16 protein-coding genes and 1 tRNA gene are annotated in these 17,035 nt (G+C 53.6%); 9 read left to right on the top strand and 8 right to left on the bottom strand.

The window, feature by feature from the left end:
* From ACSVHP_RS21420 to ACSVHP_RS21410, 3 genes are all read left to right on the top strand, one after another.
* A partial coding sequence (locus tag ACSVHP_RS21420; protein ID WP_447552917.1) for an HNH/endonuclease VII fold putative polymorphic toxin occupies positions 1–548 on the top strand: 548 nt, incomplete at its 5' end.
* Between the two features lie 10 nt (positions 549–558).
* Complete coding sequence (locus ACSVHP_RS21415; protein ID WP_234675906.1) at positions 559–942, top strand: Imm50 family immunity protein; 384 nt, start codon at positions 559–561, stop codon at positions 940–942.
* A gap of 225 nt (positions 943–1,167) precedes the next feature.
* On the top strand, positions 1,168–1,566 hold the full coding sequence (locus tag ACSVHP_RS21410; RefSeq protein WP_447552916.1) for an RHS repeat domain-containing protein: 399 nt from the start codon (positions 1,168–1,170) through the stop codon (positions 1,564–1,566).
* Positions 1,567–1,641: 75 nt separating this feature from the next.
* On the opposite strand, the gene ACSVHP_RS21405 is transcribed toward ACSVHP_RS21410, so the two are convergent.
* Positions 1,642–2,547, bottom strand: coding sequence for a LysR family transcriptional regulator (locus tag ACSVHP_RS21405; RefSeq protein WP_447552915.1), 906 nt, complete (start codon positions 2,545–2,547; stop codon positions 1,642–1,644).
* Positions 2,548–2,657: 110 nt separating this feature from the next.
* On the opposite strand from ACSVHP_RS21405, the gene ACSVHP_RS21400 reads away from it, so the two are divergent.
* From ACSVHP_RS21400 to ACSVHP_RS21380, 5 genes are all read left to right on the top strand, one after another.
* The gene (locus ACSVHP_RS21400; protein WP_447552914.1) at positions 2,658–3,518 is read left to right on the top strand and encodes a pirin family protein; all 861 of its coding nucleotides are present in this window, start codon (positions 2,658–2,660) and stop codon (positions 3,516–3,518) included.
* 19 nt (positions 3,519–3,537) lie between these two features.
* Positions 3,538–4,215: an isochorismatase family protein gene (locus ACSVHP_RS21395; protein ID WP_447552913.1), complete on the top strand. Its 678-nt coding sequence runs from the start codon at positions 3,538–3,540 to the stop codon at positions 4,213–4,215.
* Between the two features lie 147 nt (positions 4,216–4,362).
* A tRNA-Ser gene (locus ACSVHP_RS21390) sits at positions 4,363–4,450 on the top strand.
* Positions 4,451–4,853: 403 nt separating this feature from the next.
* Positions 4,854–5,561 carry a DUF1266 domain-containing protein gene (locus ACSVHP_RS21385; protein ID WP_447552912.1) on the top strand — a complete coding sequence of 236 codons (708 nt, stop codon included), beginning with the start codon at positions 4,854–4,856 and terminating at the stop codon, positions 5,559–5,561.
* A complete protein-coding gene (locus tag ACSVHP_RS21380) occupies positions 5,558–6,934 on the top strand; it encodes a J domain-containing protein (RefSeq protein WP_417314891.1) in 1,377 nt (458 codons plus the stop codon). The genes ACSVHP_RS21385 and ACSVHP_RS21380 overlap by 4 nt, the downstream gene beginning before the upstream one ends.
* A gap of 78 nt (positions 6,935–7,012) precedes the next feature.
* Here ACSVHP_RS21380 and ACSVHP_RS21375 read toward each other — a convergent pair whose 3' ends face one another.
* From ACSVHP_RS21375 to efeU, 5 genes are all read right to left on the bottom strand, one after another.
* Positions 7,013–8,698 (bottom strand): Hsp70 family protein, encoded by a 1,686-nt coding sequence (locus ACSVHP_RS21375; RefSeq protein WP_447552911.1) that lies wholly within the window; start codon positions 8,696–8,698, stop codon positions 7,013–7,015.
* Between the two features lie 140 nt (positions 8,699–8,838).
* On the bottom strand, positions 8,839–9,627 hold the full coding sequence (phoH, locus tag ACSVHP_RS21370; RefSeq protein ID WP_234675908.1) for a phosphate starvation-inducible protein PhoH: 789 nt from the start codon (positions 9,625–9,627) through the stop codon (positions 8,839–8,841).
* A gap of 499 nt (positions 9,628–10,126) precedes the next feature.
* Positions 10,127–11,410, bottom strand: a complete 1,284-nt coding sequence (gene efeB / locus ACSVHP_RS21365) for an iron uptake transporter deferrochelatase/peroxidase subunit (RefSeq protein ID WP_447552910.1) — start codon at positions 11,408–11,410, stop codon at positions 10,127–10,129.
* A gap of 5 nt (positions 11,411–11,415) precedes the next feature.
* A complete protein-coding gene (gene efeO / locus ACSVHP_RS21360) occupies positions 11,416–12,543 on the bottom strand; it encodes an iron uptake system protein EfeO (protein WP_447552909.1) in 1,128 nt (375 codons plus the stop codon).
* Between the two features lie 25 nt (positions 12,544–12,568).
* The gene (gene efeU / locus ACSVHP_RS21355) at positions 12,569–13,402 is read right to left on the bottom strand and encodes an iron uptake transporter permease EfeU (RefSeq protein ID WP_447552908.1); all 834 of its coding nucleotides are present in this window, start codon (positions 13,400–13,402) and stop codon (positions 12,569–12,571) included.
* 251 nt (positions 13,403–13,653) lie between these two features.
* Between efeU and ACSVHP_RS21350 the strand changes: the two genes are divergently transcribed.
* Complete coding sequence (locus ACSVHP_RS21350; RefSeq protein ID WP_417314446.1) at positions 13,654–14,838, top strand: NupC/NupG family nucleoside CNT transporter; 1,185 nt, start codon at positions 13,654–13,656, stop codon at positions 14,836–14,838.
* 84 nt (positions 14,839–14,922) lie between these two features.
* Here the strand turns inward: ACSVHP_RS21350 and ACSVHP_RS21345 are convergent, their stop codons facing one another.
* Together ACSVHP_RS21345 and putP are read right to left on the bottom strand one after the other, a co-directional pair.
* Complete coding sequence (locus tag ACSVHP_RS21345; RefSeq protein WP_234675890.1) at positions 14,923–15,342, bottom strand: DUF3574 domain-containing protein; 420 nt, start codon at positions 15,340–15,342, stop codon at positions 14,923–14,925.
* Between the two features lie 113 nt (positions 15,343–15,455).
* Positions 15,456–16,964: a sodium/proline symporter PutP gene (putP, locus tag ACSVHP_RS21340; RefSeq protein ID WP_447552907.1), complete on the bottom strand. Its 1,509-nt coding sequence runs from the start codon at positions 16,962–16,964 to the stop codon at positions 15,456–15,458.
* Positions 16,965–17,035 lie beyond the last annotated feature (71 nt).

Genomic DNA, 17,035 nt, shown 5'->3' with positions numbered 1-17,035 from the left:
GCCTGCGTTTTCCGGGGCAGTACGAAGATGCGGAATCAGGGCTGTACTACAACCGTTTCAGGTACTATGATGCTGATTCGGGTCAGTATTTGTGTGCGGATCCGGTGGGGCTGGCGGGGGGATTGAACCTATTCGGTTACGTTACAAACCCTCTAAGTTTGATAGATCCGCTGGGATTAGCTTGTTGTCCTCCCTATGCATCGAGAAATGCAGCATTTAGGGGTGCGAAGAGAGACGCCGGTATCCCAATGAACCAACAACCAGATAGGATATTCAATCCTAAAACTGGATTTTATGGTGATCACAGAAATGTTCCAATGACTGATTCCAGAAAAAATCCAATTTTTGATAGTAACGGTAATCAGGTCTGGACAAGGGAATATCAATTTACTAAAAAGGATGGGCACAAAATTGTCATTCAAGATCACTCTGCTGGACATTCTTATCCTGAGGGAATTGGAGATCAAGGCCGCCATTTAAATGTTAGGCCAATTGAAAATACCAGAACAGGCTCAGTCCCTGGCACACGAGAACATTATGAATTTTAAGGCGGATTACATGAATTGGAATGAAATTGATGGTAGCATACTGTTTAACAAAGTTTTTTCAAAACCTATTGAAATTGGTGAAATTGACATCTTTGATATAAATATAGATCGTGAAGCTGCCACGGTAATAATATCCTTTGATCTAGTAAATGTACTGCCGGATATTCCACCACCCAAATGGGTTGTAGGTTATAACAGATGTAGATGCGGCATAAACTGTAGCGGAGTCCGTCATTTAAAAATAGAAGGTATGGCGACTGACATGCCAGCAAAAATAGAAATTGAAAACAAATCTGGCAATAGTGAAGTTATAATAAAGGGAGATGATGTTTTTTTAAACTTGCGGTGTTCTCATATACAACTGATGGGCCCTTCAGTATATATTAGTTATTAAAATTAAAGCCGGGAAAAATTTAAGCCACCCCGGCTATAGTTATTTAACTCCAATTGGAAAAAAGACACCCCCCTTCTTTACGCTTTTAACTATCTTTTTATCCTGCTAAACCCTTCTGAGATACTCTAAGCTTACTTTTGTCCGTCATCAGCCCCTCTGAAATCTTCTACATCGCGCATGCCCTAATTAAAGCTCTGTTTCAGTGAGTCATCAGACTGAGAACGGATGCATATTCAAAAGATATTTTCTTCGCAGCAACGCGGACGATATCCGCCAAGCAGCATGGTCTGCCTGACCGACCCGCAGGGCCGCCAGCAGCAGTTCAGCTACAGCGCACAGGGCGACCTGCTCCGCCGGATAATGCCCGGCGGTGCCGCCTGGCAGTGGGATTACGACGCCCTGCACCGCCTGCGGGAGACCATCGCCCCGGACGGCCGGGTGACGTTGCATCACTGTAAGGAATGGCGGCACACCACCTCCCGCATCAACCCTGAGAGCGGAATGCCAGAATCCGGGAGGTTCGTCCGGGTTATCCGCGACGAACGGACCACATGGAAATACGACGTCAACGGCCGCCTGGTGGAAAAACAGGTCGACAAAGGCGGCTACCGCCCGCTTCTCTAGAGCCACAGCTGGGATGCTAAAAACCAGCTTACCGAACTGAATCACCAGTAGAAATTCGCGAATAGTTCCCCTTCCTCACTCCTCTACCATCCTCGCATACTCCTCTGTCAGAAAATCCACCAGCGTTCTTACCGACGGCAACAGCCCCCTTCTCGATGGATAGACCGCGTGAATCACCTCCCGGCGAGGTTCCCAGTCCTCCAGCACTCTGACCAGCGCGCCGGTCGCAAGCTGGTCTTTGACCATCAAAACGGGTAGCTGAACCACGCCCACGCCCGCCATTGCGGCTTCCCGCAGCGCCAGCATATCGGTCGTGATAAAACGCGGGGAATAATGGATCTCGGCCTTCGCCCCTTCGGGACCATTGAGCTCCCATTTATGCAGCTGCTTTCCCGTCCCCGTACTCAGGCCAGGCCATTCGCTTAGCGCTGACGGGTTCGCTGGGCATCCGTGACGCTCGATCAGCTGCGGCCCGGCGACCAGGCAATGCCCCCGGTCGGCAAGCACGCGCAGGACCAAATCGCTGTCATCAAACGGGCGCGGGCGCACGCGGATAGCCACGTCAACGCCCTCGCCCACCAGATCGACACGCCGGTTGGTGGCCTCAAGCTGGAGATTAATGCCCGGATATCGCGCCATAAACCGCGCCAGCATCGGCCCGACGTGAACGTGCAGCAGCGTAACCGGACAGGCGATCCTGACAATCCCGCGCGGTTCGGCCTGCAACGCAGCCACCGCTTCCTGCGCGGCCTCGGCTTCCACCAGCATCGCCTTACAGTGCTGATAAAACGTCTGTCCCACCTCGGTCACGGCAAACTGCCGCGTCGTACGCTGGATAAGCCTTACTCCAAGCCGCTCTTCGAGCTGCGCAATACGACGGCTCAGCTTCGATTTCGGCTGATCGAGCGCCCTGCCCGCAGCGGCGAAGCCACCGTGATCGACCACTTTCACAAACCACGCGAAGTCATTGAGATCCTGCATAAAACCCCATCGTTCTAAAAATGGAACAGTGAATGTCATTTTCACCGTCTACCGGGATATTAAACCTGAATATAAGCTAATAAACATCAACTGAACATCAGGAGAAAGCGATGAAAAATGTAACTGGCGTTTATACCGCACCGCGTCAGCACTGGGTTGGCGATGGTTTCCCGGTTCGCTCAATGTTTTCGTATCAAACCCACGGCGAGCCTCTCAGCCCGTTCTTGCTGCTGGACTACGCCGGTCCTTACACCTTCCCGGCAGATGGCGTAAAACGCGGCGTCGGCGAGCACCCGCATCGCGGTTTTGAAACGGTCACCATCGTCTATTCCGGCGAAGTGGAGCACCGGGATTCTACCGGGAAAGGCGGCGTGATTGGCCCGGGCGATGTGCAGTGGATGACGGCGGGTGCTGGCATTTTGCATGAAGAGTTCCACTCCAGCGCCTTCGCCCAAAAGGGCGGCGAGCTAAAAATGATGCAGCTGTGGGTCAACCTACCGGCAAAAGACAAAATGACCGCGCCGGGTTACCAGAGCATCACGAAAGAGGCCATCCCGGTAGTGGCGTTACCTGATGACAGCGGCTCTCTGCGCGTGATCGCCGGACGCTACGGTGACGTAACCGGGCCTGCGCATACCTTCTCGCCGCTGAACGTCTGGGATATCACCCTGCGTCAGGGTAGCCATCTTGAGCTCGACCTGCCCGAGGGCTGGAGCACCGCGCTGGTAGTCGCCGAGGGTGACATGACGATAAACGGTACGGCGCAGGCGGGTGAGGCACAGCTCGTTGTCCTGAGCCAGGAGGGAGCGAAAATCCACCTTGAAGCCACTCGCGACGCCAAAGTGTTGCTGATGGCCGGGGAGCCGCTCAACGAGCCGGTGGTGGGTTACGGCCCGTTTGTGATGAACAGTAAAACCGCAATCGCGCAGGCCATAAGCGATTTCAACTCAGGCCGCTTCGGCCAGATCTGATGCCATAAAGGAGAACAATATGTCCACACCTGCAAATTTTAGTGGAGCACGCCCGGTCATTGATGCGAACGATGCGGTGATGTTGCTTATCGATCATCAGAGCGGTCTGTTTCAGACCGTCGGCGATATGCCGATGCCAGAACTGCGCGCCCGTGCGGCGGCGCTGGCGAAAATCGCCACGCTGGCGAACATCCCGGTGATTACCACCGCATCGGTACCACAAGGCCCCAACGGCCCGCTGATCCCGGAGATCCACGCTAACGCGCCTCATGCTCAGTACGTAGCGCGCAAGGGTGAAATCAACGCCTGGGACAACCCGGAGTTTGTCGCTGCGGTTAAGGCGACCGGGCGCAAAACGCTGATTATTGCGGGCACCATCACCAGCGTCTGTATGGCCTTTCCGTCCATCAGCGCGGTAGCCGATGGCTATAAGGTGTTTGCGGTGATCGACGCGTCCGGCACCTACAGCAAAATGGCCCAGGAGATCACCCTGGCGCGGGTGGTTCAGGCAGGCGTTGTGCCGATGGATACGGCGGCGGTAGCATCTGAAATCCAGCGCACGTGGAATCGAGAAGATGCTGCGGCGTGGGCCGAGGTTTACACCCACATCTTCCCGGCTTATCAACTGCTGATCGAAAGCTATGGCAAAGCACAGGAAGTGGTAAAAAACAGCGAAGTGCTCGATTCACAGCGTTAATCCCCTGCTCCACGGCGTAAAAACCGTGGAGCTGCTTATTGCTTAACCGAAAAGGCACGAATGCTGAAAATCTGCTTGACCGTTTTAGCGCAACTCCCTATAGTAGCGCCCCGTTGCCCCCCAAGCGGTCAGGCAGCAATACAATATGGTGAGGTGTCCGAGTGGCTGAAGGAGCACGCCTGGAAAGTGTGTATACGGCAACGTATCGGGGGTTCGAATCCCCCCCTCACCGCCATATTTAAGATGAGAGCTCGTACGAAAGTACGGGCTTTTTTCTTTTGGATCGCCACCAGGGGATTCGAACCCTGGAACTCCCTGCACTCTTCATGCCTGGTGACGCTGCGCTTACCAGGCCTACGATCGGGGTTTTGTAGGTCGGGTAAGCGCAGCGCCACCCGACATCATGCCCGCACAAACAAAGCTCGGTTTCTGGACTGCATATACCCCATTCACCGTTAACTACTTCATAAATATGTCCGCTTAAATGACAGGCAGAGAAATGTCCATTTTAAAAATATTCCGTTTCTGGATTTATATATTTTAATGGTAAAAAAGAGATTGCTATATACTTCATCCCTATTTGACATTGAATCTTTAATTTTCGATTGATTATATGAATGAATTTTCAGTGAACTATTATGGATAACGAATCTCAATATTTACTTTTCGCGCTTTCCGCACCGATGGAAATTTTAAACGAAAACTGCTCCCCTTCACATACTTCACCAAAAATGTATTTGGGAATTGAAGATTTTGATCTTGCATCGAGCTGGGGAATAAATAAACGCAAAGCCTTGTTACGTACCATTTACAGTATGACTGACGATGGTCACGCCGTGCAATTAAATGAGATGTACCACCGCTGGTTTCGCCATACACCTCTGGAATGGCAGAAATTTGTCAACACGCTGAATGAACAGAATCAGATCTTTGCCCGCTATGTCGCAGATACGGCAGTCTGTTGCGGTGAAGGCGGGATTCGGGCCTGGGACTACGTTCGTATGGGGTTTCTCTGTCGGGTGGGCGTACTCAACAAATGGCTCACTGAAGAAGAGAGCCTGTGGATCCAGTCGAGACTCCAGATCCGGGCGCTACATTACTATTCCAGCTGGATGCAATATTTCAGCGCCTATTCATTAGGGCGTTTGTACTGGCGATGGTCGGATGAAGGCGAGTTAGCCCAGCTACGGGAGCAACTCGTCCGAAAAGAGTTTGACAAGGCAGAGCGTAAGATGATGAGTCAACTGGTCGCTAGCGCAGATAGTTATTACACCACATTGCCGTGGCGTTATTTAACTGCGTATCCGGAATGTCCCATAACGCTGAAGGATATAAGCGATCTATGAAAACCTGTTGGCAAATGCTTAATATCGAGGCAACGACTGACGTGGAGATCATCCGTCAGGCATATTTATCATTATTACCCTCTTTCCACCCAGAAAATGATCCCCAGGGCTTTAAGCAATTACGTGAAGCCTACGAAATAGCGTTGCAGGAAACTAAACCCCTCAAATCCCGCGTAATGAAGGAAGAAACGAATACTGTCTGGATGAACGAATTACAGGCAGACTTCCATGATTTGCTGGCGGATGGCAAACGTCGCTTTCAGCCGCAGGCGTGGCAGATATTTATCCAGCAACTCAATAAATTGTCGCTTCCCCAGATAGAAACATCGCGCTGGTTGCTCTGCGAGATTGCCATGCAGGCCCCCATATTATCCTACAGCTGTGCAATGCTACTGGCGCAAAGGCTGAACTGGGGACGGCTGGATAACGATGACGAGATTGATCCTGATGCGCTGGAAAACTTCCTGCTCTATCTTCAGCACGGCGATATATTCGATTTGACCCTGATGCTGCATCTGCCGGTGGAGGTACAAAACCATACTCTTTCGTTTTACCATGATCTGGAAAATACCTTCTTCCAGTATCCCCGGCAGTTCTCGCTGATAATGGCGCAGCACGGCGCAGTGTATATGCCTGATGACCCTCTCTTTCAGCGGCGCTTACTTCGCTGGTTTAGCTATCTGCACATGGGCGTTGCGGAACTGCTGCCCATTGCACAGGCATGGCGGCAAACTGAGCCACAAAATTCGAGTGCAGATTATTTGCACTGTGCTCAACGCGTATATTGCGGCGAGGGCGAAAGCCTGCTGCCCGAGCTTTGTGCGTTGTGGCAGCAGCATCCTTCCACACAGGCTGACGAACTCCTGCTTCGCTGGTGCCGCCTCCATCGACCCGATTATTTTCCGCTGCTCATTATGGCCATTGAGGCGCGTGAGCAGGTGAATATCAACGGCGAATCGCTACGCTTTGCGCCTGGTAGCAGTGCCCGTACCCTCCTGCTATGGGCGGAAGCTTTGCATAGCGGCGAACTGTCTCCCCTCAGTTGCTCTTTTATTGCCCGCAGACTCGATCCTAACGCTCCACCGCTGGATAAGTCACATCGCCAACACCCCTACTGGACGGTATTTCAGTTTGCAGACAGTCTGGCTTGTGCAGACGCGCCTTTATCGAAGAAAAGTCTAAAAAAATGCCATTTTGACAGGACTTGCCCCCTGGAATCCTTAGTGATGCATACTTTAGCCGAACTGGCTTCCCACGATGAGAGGGTTCAGTCAGATGATGAGGTAAGTCTTTGGCAGATGTTCTTATTCATCGTGTCGTTCATCACCATTATAAAACTGGTGGTCATACTGGTCACTCGCGGCGCCGAATAGTCAATTGAAGACAGCGCAAAACTAAACCCCGTCGGTCGCTCCCACGGGGTAATACATTTGTCGCGAATTTTCCGATGTTTACACCTCTCTCAGTTGCGGCTCCTCAATTCCAGTACGGCCACAGATACGACGGCGCACCTCGTCAACGTGTTGCATGTCATTAGAAAGCAGAGCAGCCTCAAACTCCGTAATGATCTCACCCAGCTCTTCACGCTCTTCGCCCAGCGCGCGGGACCATCGTTCTTCCAGCTGCGCTTTAAACGTGCGGTTAATTAAACGATCGCGAGGATAAATTTTCAGGGCCAGCAGTCTTTCACGGCTGGCCTCGATTTGCTGCGGTGTTAGCGATGTTGCGCCGTGGCTGACAATACGTGATTCGCTCTTGCCGTCTTCCAGCAGCACATCCACTTCCAACAGGCCGTTAATATCGAAGCTAAAACGAATATCAATTGCCTGGTTGCGTCCGTCAGGCTTAAATGAAATATCAAACGCATCAATCAAAATATTATTTTTCACCTTATGACTTTCCCCCTGATACACCCTTACAGAAATTGAATCCTGCTCAGGAAAAAGGGTGGAGTAAGTTTCCACTTTTGAAACGGGAACGGTAGTGTTGCGTTCAATAATCGGAGAGAAAATACCCGATACGCCCTGCTGATGAACTTCGATACCCAGCGAGTAGGGGCAAACATCCGTGAGGATCACCTCGTCGACGTCTTCATGACGCAGGCGACAGGCAGCCTGAGTGGCAGCACCCAGAGCCACAATAGTGCTGGGATCAAAACTTTGATAAGGCAGTTTTCCGAACAAGCGTACCGCGATTCGCTGCACCAGCGTCATTTGAGACGCGCCCCCGACCAGCACCAGGTTGTCAATGTGCTCAGGCTTCAGCCTGGAATCGTAAAGCGCCTGCTCAATGGGTACGCGCAGTCGATTGAGAAGCGGTAACCACAGGGCCTCCAGTTCATCATCATAAAATACACTTTCAAGCGTTCGCCCCTGATAAGACCAGGTGATGCGCAGCGGCGAGGCGCTGGTGCATTTGGCCTTTTCAACGCACGCACACAATGCGGCAAGGTCATTATCCGTCAATGTTGATTTATCAAATTCCCAGCGTTTAAGAACTTCTTCGAGTAACAGATGGGTAAAGTCTTCCCCGCCGAGGTAGTTATCGCCAGCAGAGGCGTGAACCTCGATAATCGGTGTGGCGTATTCCAGTACGGTGACATCAAAGGTTCCGCCGCCGAGATCGAAAACCAGCGTGCGCGTTTTTTGCTGTTTATGCAGACCGTATGCCATTGCCGCTGCCGTTGGCTCATTAATCAGACGAACCGCATTTAACCCTGCGAGCTCTGCCGCAAGGCGCGTATGTTTTCGCTGCTCATCGCTAAAATAGGCCGGAACCGAGATAACGACATCGTGAATGGATTGCTGGAGGTAGTCCTGAGCGTCTTCTTTAAGGGAACGCAATATTAGCGAGGATAATTCCGGAGCGCTAAATGACTCATCACCTAAACGCCAGTGGGTATTACTGCCCATTGCACGCTTGAAAAGCGACGCCGTTTGATCCGGATGTGATGTTTTTCGGGCAACAGCAGGCTTACCGACCAGAATTTGACTGTTTTCATCAAGGCTTATTACCGATGGTGTTAAATATTCACCAAATTTATTTGGTATTAACTGCGCGCTACCATTTTGCCAGACGGCGATTAAACTGTTTGTTGTACCGAGGTCAATACCTATAGCCAAGTTGAGATTTTTCATTAATTTATTTCTAAAGATATCTGATTGAATAAATCGTTAGTTTGAATATGTCCTCACATTTATTACCTTAAAATAGCTGCTGCACCTAGTCCGAAAAAAAACAAAGCCCGGTTTCCCGGGCCTTGAACACAACAACAACCTCAATAGTACGCTTGCAGCGTGCGCTGACAGAGCGCCGAACGCACGCAGTCGTCTTTGGTGAAGCGTACCACCCCAATCATCTCGTCTTCTTCAAACCGTGACATGGCGTCGCTCAACCCGGATTTGACGCCGGATGGCAGGTCGCACTGGGTAATATCGCCGTTGACGATGACCGTCACGTTCTCCCCGAGGCGCGTTAAAAACATCTTCATTTGCGCAGCGGTCACGTTCTGAGCCTCGTCGAGAATCACGACCGCATTTTCAAATGTACGTCCGCGCATATAGGCGAACGGCGCGATTTCTACCTTGCCAATCTCTGGCCGCAGGCAGTATTGCATGAAGGATGCACCCAGTCGTTTTACCAGCACGTCGTAGACGGGCCTGAAGTACGGGGCAAACTTCTCCGAAATATCGCCGGGCAGGAAGCCGAGATCTTCATCAGCTTGCAGTACCGGACGGGTGACAATAATTCTCTCCACATCCTTATGGATCAGCGCTTCCGCTGCTTTGGCTGCGCTTATCCACGTTTTCCCGCATCCGGCCTCACCGGTAGCAAAAATAAGCTGCTTACTCTCGATAGCATTCAGGTACTGCGCCTGAGCTTCATTGCGCGCCACAATTGGGGAAGCATCACGGCTGTCCCGCGCCATGCCAATTGCTTCTACGCCACTCATCTGCACAAGCGAGGTGACCGATTCCTCTTCACGCTGCTTATGACTACGTGAATCTCTTCTGAGCACACGTTTAGCTTCGCGGCGAGCTTTGATCACTGCTTTTTGTCTTCCCATGGATAGCACCTTGAGTTGTTGGTATTCATCACACGTGCCGGCTTCAGCACGATTATGCGCACGAACATCTGAGGTTTGGCTTCCTTGTAAGCCATTGCTTGCATTACCGGATGGCGATACAAAACGGCTACGCGCACCATTTTGCAGGCCGGTAGAAGATGAAGTTTGTGTTGAAGGGGTGAATTTTGTGGTGAAGAAATCGCTGCCGGAGTCTGAGCCTCCGCGCCGGGTGCTGCGGTTGTTATGTTTACGTTGTCCAGTACAGGACGCAACCATTCGCGATCTCCATAGTGATACAGCATCACTGCCGGGAACTACCGCTGTCTTATAGTAAGTACATCAAAAATTATCATAAATGCAACATTTAATTTACTTAAATGCAACTATGAGACAACTCTTACGGCTGAAATCAGTCTTATACAGGGATATTACAGAAATATAACAATAGATTAGTCATAGAAAAAAATAATGTCCCCGCGAACTATCGCAGGGACAACGATCAGGCTTCGATCAGCGCCTGTGCAAGATACGCGTTTCGCTCGCGCACGCCGGGCAGCGCAAAGAAATAGCCGCCGCCGACGGGCTTCACGTACTCCTCCAGCGCTTCGCCGTTGAGCCGTTTTTGCACGCTCAGGAAGCCCTTCTCAAGATCGTGCTGATAGCAGACAAACAGCAGCCCCATATCCAGCTGGCCGGAGTTGGTCACGCCGAGAGAATAGCTATAGCCCCGGCGCATCATCAGGCTGGAGGCGGTCTCTTTGGTGCGCGGATTCGCCAGACGAATATGGCTGTCGAGCGCGATCACCTCCCCGTCTGGATCGCTGGCGTAGTCAGGCACGTCGTGTTCGTTTTTCATGCCGAGCGGTGCGCCGCTCTGCTTGTCGCGACCGAAGATGGTCTGCTGCTCTTTGAGTGGCGTGCGGTCCCAAAACTCGACGTGGAACTGAATAATCCGCACCGCCTGATAGCTTCCGCCCACGGCCCATGCGGGCTCGCCCTGATCGGCAGTCACCCAGACCACGTTTTGCATCAGCGCGGCGTCCTGGCTGTCCGGATTGGCGGTGCCATCCTTAAAGCCCAGCAGATTGACGGGCGTTTCTTTGCCCTTGCTGCGCGCGGCGTGATCGGAGATAAACCCTTCCCGCTTCCAGCGCACGCTCAGCAGATCCGGCGTGTGCTTGATGATGTCGCGCAGGGCGTGGATCACCGTGTCCTGGGTGTTAGCGCAAATTTGCAGCAGCAGGTCGCCGTGGCACAGGGCCGCGTCGAGGGAGTCGTTCGGGAATCGCGTCATTTTTTGCAGCGACTTCGGCTTGCTCTTCGCCAGGCCGTAGCGCTCGTCAAACAGCGCGCTGCCCACGGACACGGTAATGGTCAGGTTATCCGGGGCGATAAACGACCCGAGAATGCCGGAGTCCATCGGCGGCAGGCGCGGGTTTGGCGTTTCCGGCGCCGGGCCGCCTGCGGTGAGAAACGCGATGCGCGTGGTCAGCAGGCGGAAAAGACGTTCCAGATCGGCTTTATCGCTGGCGAGAGAATCGAACGCCACCAGCATCATCGAGGCCTGCTGCGGCGTCAAAATGCCCGACTGGTGTTCACCGTAAAAGGGCTGCGTTTCCATTCGGGCGTTCGGAGAGAGCGTGCCGGGGGCACTCTGCGGTTTCGCCGCATGTGCCACCGGGCAACCTCCTGCCAGGGCAAGCGCGCCGCCCAGCGCCCCTACCCCTTTCAGTAAACGACGTCGTGACGGTTCAGCGACGTCGAATTCGTCTTGCTTGTTCATCGTACTTAGTCCAGACCCAGAACGCCGCGCAGCTGAGAGAGATCTTCCGCCAGCGTGGTAATCGGCCCTTTCAGCGCGTTACGGTCGGCATCGGTCAGTTTGTCGTAGGTTTCAAAACCGTCTTTGGTGCGATATTTCGTTAATATGGTGTCCACTTTCTTGAAGTTGGCATCCACTTTCGCCAGCAGCGCGCCGTTATCTTTTTGCAGCTGAGGACGCAGCAGGTCGACAATTTTCTGCGCGCCGTCGACGTTCGCCTGGAAGTCCCACAGATCGGTATGGCTGTAGCGATCTTCTTCGCCGCTGATTTTGCTCGCCGCCACTTCTTCAATCAGGCCCGCCGCGCCGCCCACCACTTTTGACGGCGGGAAGGCCAGCTCGCTGATGCGCTTTTGCAGCTCCAGCACGTCGCCGTTCAGCTGCTCAGCGTACTTCTCCATGCCTTTGGTGGAGTTATCGCCAAACAGCGCTTTTTCCAGGCGGTGGAAGCCGGTGAATTTCGGATCGGCGGCTTTTTGCTCGTAATCATCTTCACGGGCGTCGATGCTGCCATCGAGATCGGAGAACAGCTCGGCAATCGGCTCGATACGCTCGTAGTGCTGACGGGTCGGCGCATACAGTGATTTCGCCTTCTCGATATCCCCCGCTTTCACCGCGTCGGTAAAGGCTTTGGTGCCGGTCACGAGATCGGCCGTTTCTTTGGTGACGTAAGCTTTATAGGCGGTAATCGCGTCGCCCAGGCTCAACAGGGCGGTTCCTTTGGCGGCATCCGCCGTGGCTTCCCCTTTCACGATCAGCTTGCCTTTCGGGTTGGTCAACAGGCCGCAGGTCATGTCGTATTCGCCGGGCTGGAGGTTAGCGGTCATCTTCTGGCTAAAGCCAGGGGCGATGTTTTCACGCTCTTCCACCACCATCACGCCTTTGAGGATCTCCCACTCCAGCGCCTTCTGGCTGTGGTTTTGAATAATAAACTGGGTTTTACCGCTGTTAACCGTGACGGTCATCGGCTCGCACTGTTTATCATTTACGGTGATTTTGACCTGCGGAACCCCGGCAGCCTGCACGGAAAATGCAGAAGCGAACAGCGCGGCAATGCCTGCGCGTAACGCATTACGACGAAACTGAATGGCCATGACTCTTCCCTTTAAAAAGTAAATGTTACGGCGCAGTACGCGACGTTTGTGCGCTGGCACGCGGCGGCAGGGCAAACACCACCAGCGCCGGAACCAGATAAATAAAGTACATCGCCACTTCGCTGACGCTCGGCGCTTCCTGATACCCGAAGATGCCTTCAAGGAGAGTTCCGGTCAGAGAGTGCGTTGAGAGAATATTGCTGAGATCGAAGGCCACGTCCTGGAAGTGATTCCACAGCCCCGCTTCGTGGAAGGCGCGAATCGCCCCCGCCGCCAGCCCGGCCGCCACCAGCAGAATAAACAGGCTGGTCCACTTGAAGAACATGCCCAGATTCAGGCGAATACCGCCCCAGTAGAGCAGGAAGCCGAGCACCACCGCCGTGGCGAGGCCGAGCATCGCGCCAAGGGGCGGCCAGATCCCCACGTCCTGCTGGAACGCCGCCAGCAGAAAGAACACCGACTCCAGCCCTTCACGCGCCACGGCGAAAAAGACCATCAGGATCAGCGCCCAGCCGTGGTGATTGCCCTTTTGCAGGGCGTTATCCACCGCCTGCTCCAGCTGCACCTTCACGTTGCGGGACACTTTACGCATCCAGAACACCATCCAGGTGAGGATCACCACCGCAATGATGGCTACGATCCCTTCGAACAGCTCTTGCTCTTTTTGCGGGAACTCGCCGGTGGTTTCGTTGATCAGGATACCAAGACCGAGACAGAGTGCGGCGGCAAGGAATACGCCAACCCACATCACGCCGATCCAGCGTCCGCGCTGGGTGCGCTTCAGGTAGCTGGCGATGAGGCTCACGATTAAGGCCGCTTCGAGGCCTTCACGTAACATAATGAGAAATGGAACAAACATGCCGACACCTTAAATGTTAGTCGCGGTCAACTGGTGCAAAGAAAAGTAAATTCTTGTGATAGTGATTATCATTACGGCGAAGAGAAAAACAAGCGAAATGTATTGCGTTTTAATGACCAGATGTAAACCCATCGCGGGTTAATAGTTTCATTGGTTATCGTTATGTTTATAACTTATAACGTAAATGCCCGTTTACGGTTTATCTGAGCTGTGGCTAAATATGCGCCTCAAAAACCAACCGAAAATAAACCATGTATAACGTTATCCATTTCCTGCTGGCGCTGGTGATTATTCTTGCCCTTGCCTGGCTGGTCAGTTTTGACCGCCGAAAAATTCGTATTCGCTACGTTTTACAGCTTATTGTGATTGAAATCGCGCTGGCGTTCTTTTTTCTGCATGCCGAAAGCGGCCTGTTCATTATTAAATATGTGTCGGGCTTTTTTGAGTCGCTGCTTAAATTTGCCGCCGAAGGGACCAATTTCGTCTTTGGCGGAATGGGGGAAAAAGGGCTGGCGTTCATTTTCCTCGGCGTCCTCTGTCCGATTATTTTTATCTCGGCGCTGATTGGTATTCTCCAGCACTGGCGCATTCTGCCCGTCTTTATCCGCATTATCGGGACGCTGCTGTCGAAGCTGAACGGTCTGGGGAAACTCGAATCCTTTAACGCCGTCAGCTCGCTGATCCTCGGCCAGTCGGAAAACTTCATTGCCTACAAGGGGATCCTGGGCGATCTCTCCTCGCGTCGCCTGTTCACCATGGCCGCCACGGCGATGTCTACCGTGTCGTTGTCCATTGTCGGCGCCTATATGACCATGCTGGACGCCAAATTTGTGGTGGCCGCGCTGATTCTGAATATGTTCAGCACCTTTATTATTCTCTCCATCATCAACCCGGCGCGCCCGGAAGCGGAGCCGGATATTAAGCTGGAAAAACTGCACGAATCTCAGAGCTTCTTTGAGATGCTGGGCGAGTATATTCTGGCCGGTTTTAAGGTGGCGATGATTATTCTGGCGATGCTGATTGGCTTTATTGCCTTAATTAGCGCGGTAAACGCCCTCTTCTCCAGCCTGTTTGGCATTAGCTTCCAGCAGATCCTCGGCTATGTGTTTTATCCGCTGGCGTGGCTTATCGGCATTCCGCTGAGCGATGCGTTACATGCGGGCAGTATTATGGCGACCAAGCTGGTAGCGAATGAATTTGTGGCGATGATCGAGCTGCAAAAAATCGCCCAGCAGATGACCCCGCGCGGGCTGGGCATTCTGTCCGTGTTCCTGGTGTCGTTCGCGAACTTTGCCTCTATCGGTATTGTGGCCGGGGCGATCAAAGGGCTGAACGAGCAGCAGGGCAACGTGGTATCGCGGTTTGGGCTGCGCCTGGTGTACGGCGCGACGCTGGTGAGCCTGCTGTCGGCGAGCTTTGCGGGATTAGTGTTGTAATTCAATATCGTGAGTGTTTGCACCCTCTCCCCGTGGGAGAGGGTTTGGGTGAGGGCATCAGGCCGCACATACCCGGCATATGAATCAAAACTGCACGCACACCGGCTGGTCGACGCGCATCACCGATTCCTGCGCGAAGCGGGATTTATAAATCCCGCGCAGCGCTTCGATATCCTGCTCGCTCTTCGCGTCTTTTCCGTGGATCAGCATCAGCGCCTTGCTCGGCTCGCGCGCCACCTTTCCGTCATTTCCCAGCCACTGCCCGCGGGCATCAAACACCGTCAGGCCATCGCGAAAACGCGGCGTTACGTCCTGGTCAACAAACTGCTGCCATTCGTTGGTTGTGATTTGCGCCCCAGCCGGGCGGTTCAGCCCGAAATAGAGCGTGGTTTGCTGCATCTGATTGTCGGCTTTACAGGTATCTGTTGCGACGTGTTGCGACGGTGCGTTGCAGCCTGCCAGCATCAGAAATGCCGCTGCCACGAGCCCTGTTTTAATGGTCATTATTCGCTATCCTCATTGTTATAAGCACAGCGATATCAACGTAAATTGCAGAATTTAGCAAGAGAGGTTTATTCCCTCTCCCCTTTGGGGAGAGGGTTAGGGTGAGGGGAAAACTATTCCGCCTGAAGCTTAGACGGCGGCGCGGAGTGGTAATGCGCGTCCGCCTCGGCAAAGCGTTTTTGCATCGTCGCAGACGGCGCTTTACCCAGCAGGCTGAACACCACAATCCCGATGCTGCCGAAGATAAAGCCCGGGATGATTTCGTACAGGCCCAGCCACGCGAACTGTTTCCAGACGATAACCGTTACCGCACCGATGATCATCCCTGCCAGCGCGCCGTTGCGGGTCATGCGCGACCACAGCACGGAGAACAGCACCACCGGACCAAACGCGGCGCCAAAGCCTGCCCAGGCGTAGCTCACCAGACCCAGCACGCGGTTTTCCGGGTTCGCCGCCAGCGCGATGGCAATCAGCGCCACCACCAGCACCATAAAGCGCCCTACCCACACCAGCTCTTTCTGGCTCGCGTTTTTACGCAGGAAGGCCTTGTACAGATCTTCCGTGATGGCGCTGGAGCAGACCAGCAGCTGGCAGCTCAGGGTGGACATCACCGCCGCCAGAATCGCCGACAGCAGAATACCGGCAATCCACGGGTTAAACAGGATCTGCGCCAGTTCGATAAACACGCGCTCGGCGTTCTGGTTGACCGCACTCGCCTGCGCCGGGTTGTTGTTGAAGTAGGCGATACCGAAGAAGCCCACCGCGCACGCCCCCGCCAGGCAGAGGATCATCCAGGTCATGCTGATACGACGCGCGTGAACGATGGTGTGGTGAGAATCCGCCGCCATAAAGCGCGCCAGAATGTGCGGCTGGCCGAAGTAGCCCAGCCCCCAGCCCATCAGCGATACGATGGCAACAAAGTTCAGCCCTTTCAGCATATCGACGTTTTCGATGCTTTTTTGCTTGATCACTTCCAGCGACTCGCCAAAGCCGCCGACGGTGAAAATCACGATAACCGGGGTCAGGATCAGGGCGAAAATCATCAGGCTCGCCTGCACGGTGTCGGTCCAGCTTACCGCCAGGAAACCGCCCACGAAGGTATACAGAATAGTGGCGGCAGCACCGGCCCACAGCGCCGTTTCGTAGCTCATGCCGAAGGTGCTTTCGAACAGACGCGCGCCGGCCACGATGCCCGAGGCGCAGTAGATGGTGAAGAACAGCAGGATTACGACGGCGGAGATAATGCGCAGGACGCGGCTGTTATCTTCAAAACGCCCGGTGAAGTAGTCCGGCAGCGTCAGAGCGTTGTTGTTGGCCTCGGTGTGAACGCGCAGACGCCCCGCCACCAGCTTCCAGTTGATCCACGCGCCGACGGTCAGGCCGATGGCGATCCAGCTTTCGGAAATGCCGGAGATGAAAATCGCGCCCGGCAGGCCCATCAGCAGCCAGCCGCTCATGTCCGACGCGCCCGCAGAAAGCGCGGTAACCATCGGGCCTAAACTGCGTCCGCCCAGAATATAGTCGTCAAAGTTTTTGGTCGATCGCCATGCAAGGAATCCAATCAGGATCATGCCGAATATATAAACGAGAAATGTCACCAGCATCGGTGTGCTAATTGCCATTTAAAGACTCCAATAATATTGATCGCAACCTTCCCGGCTGCCTTTTATTACATCACCGGAACGGGGTGATG

It is taken from the genome of Enterobacter sp. 186315, from assembly GCF_053290175.1.
Note: the sequence above shows the minus strand (reverse complement) of the source record. Positions and strands in the feature narration are given on the sequence as shown.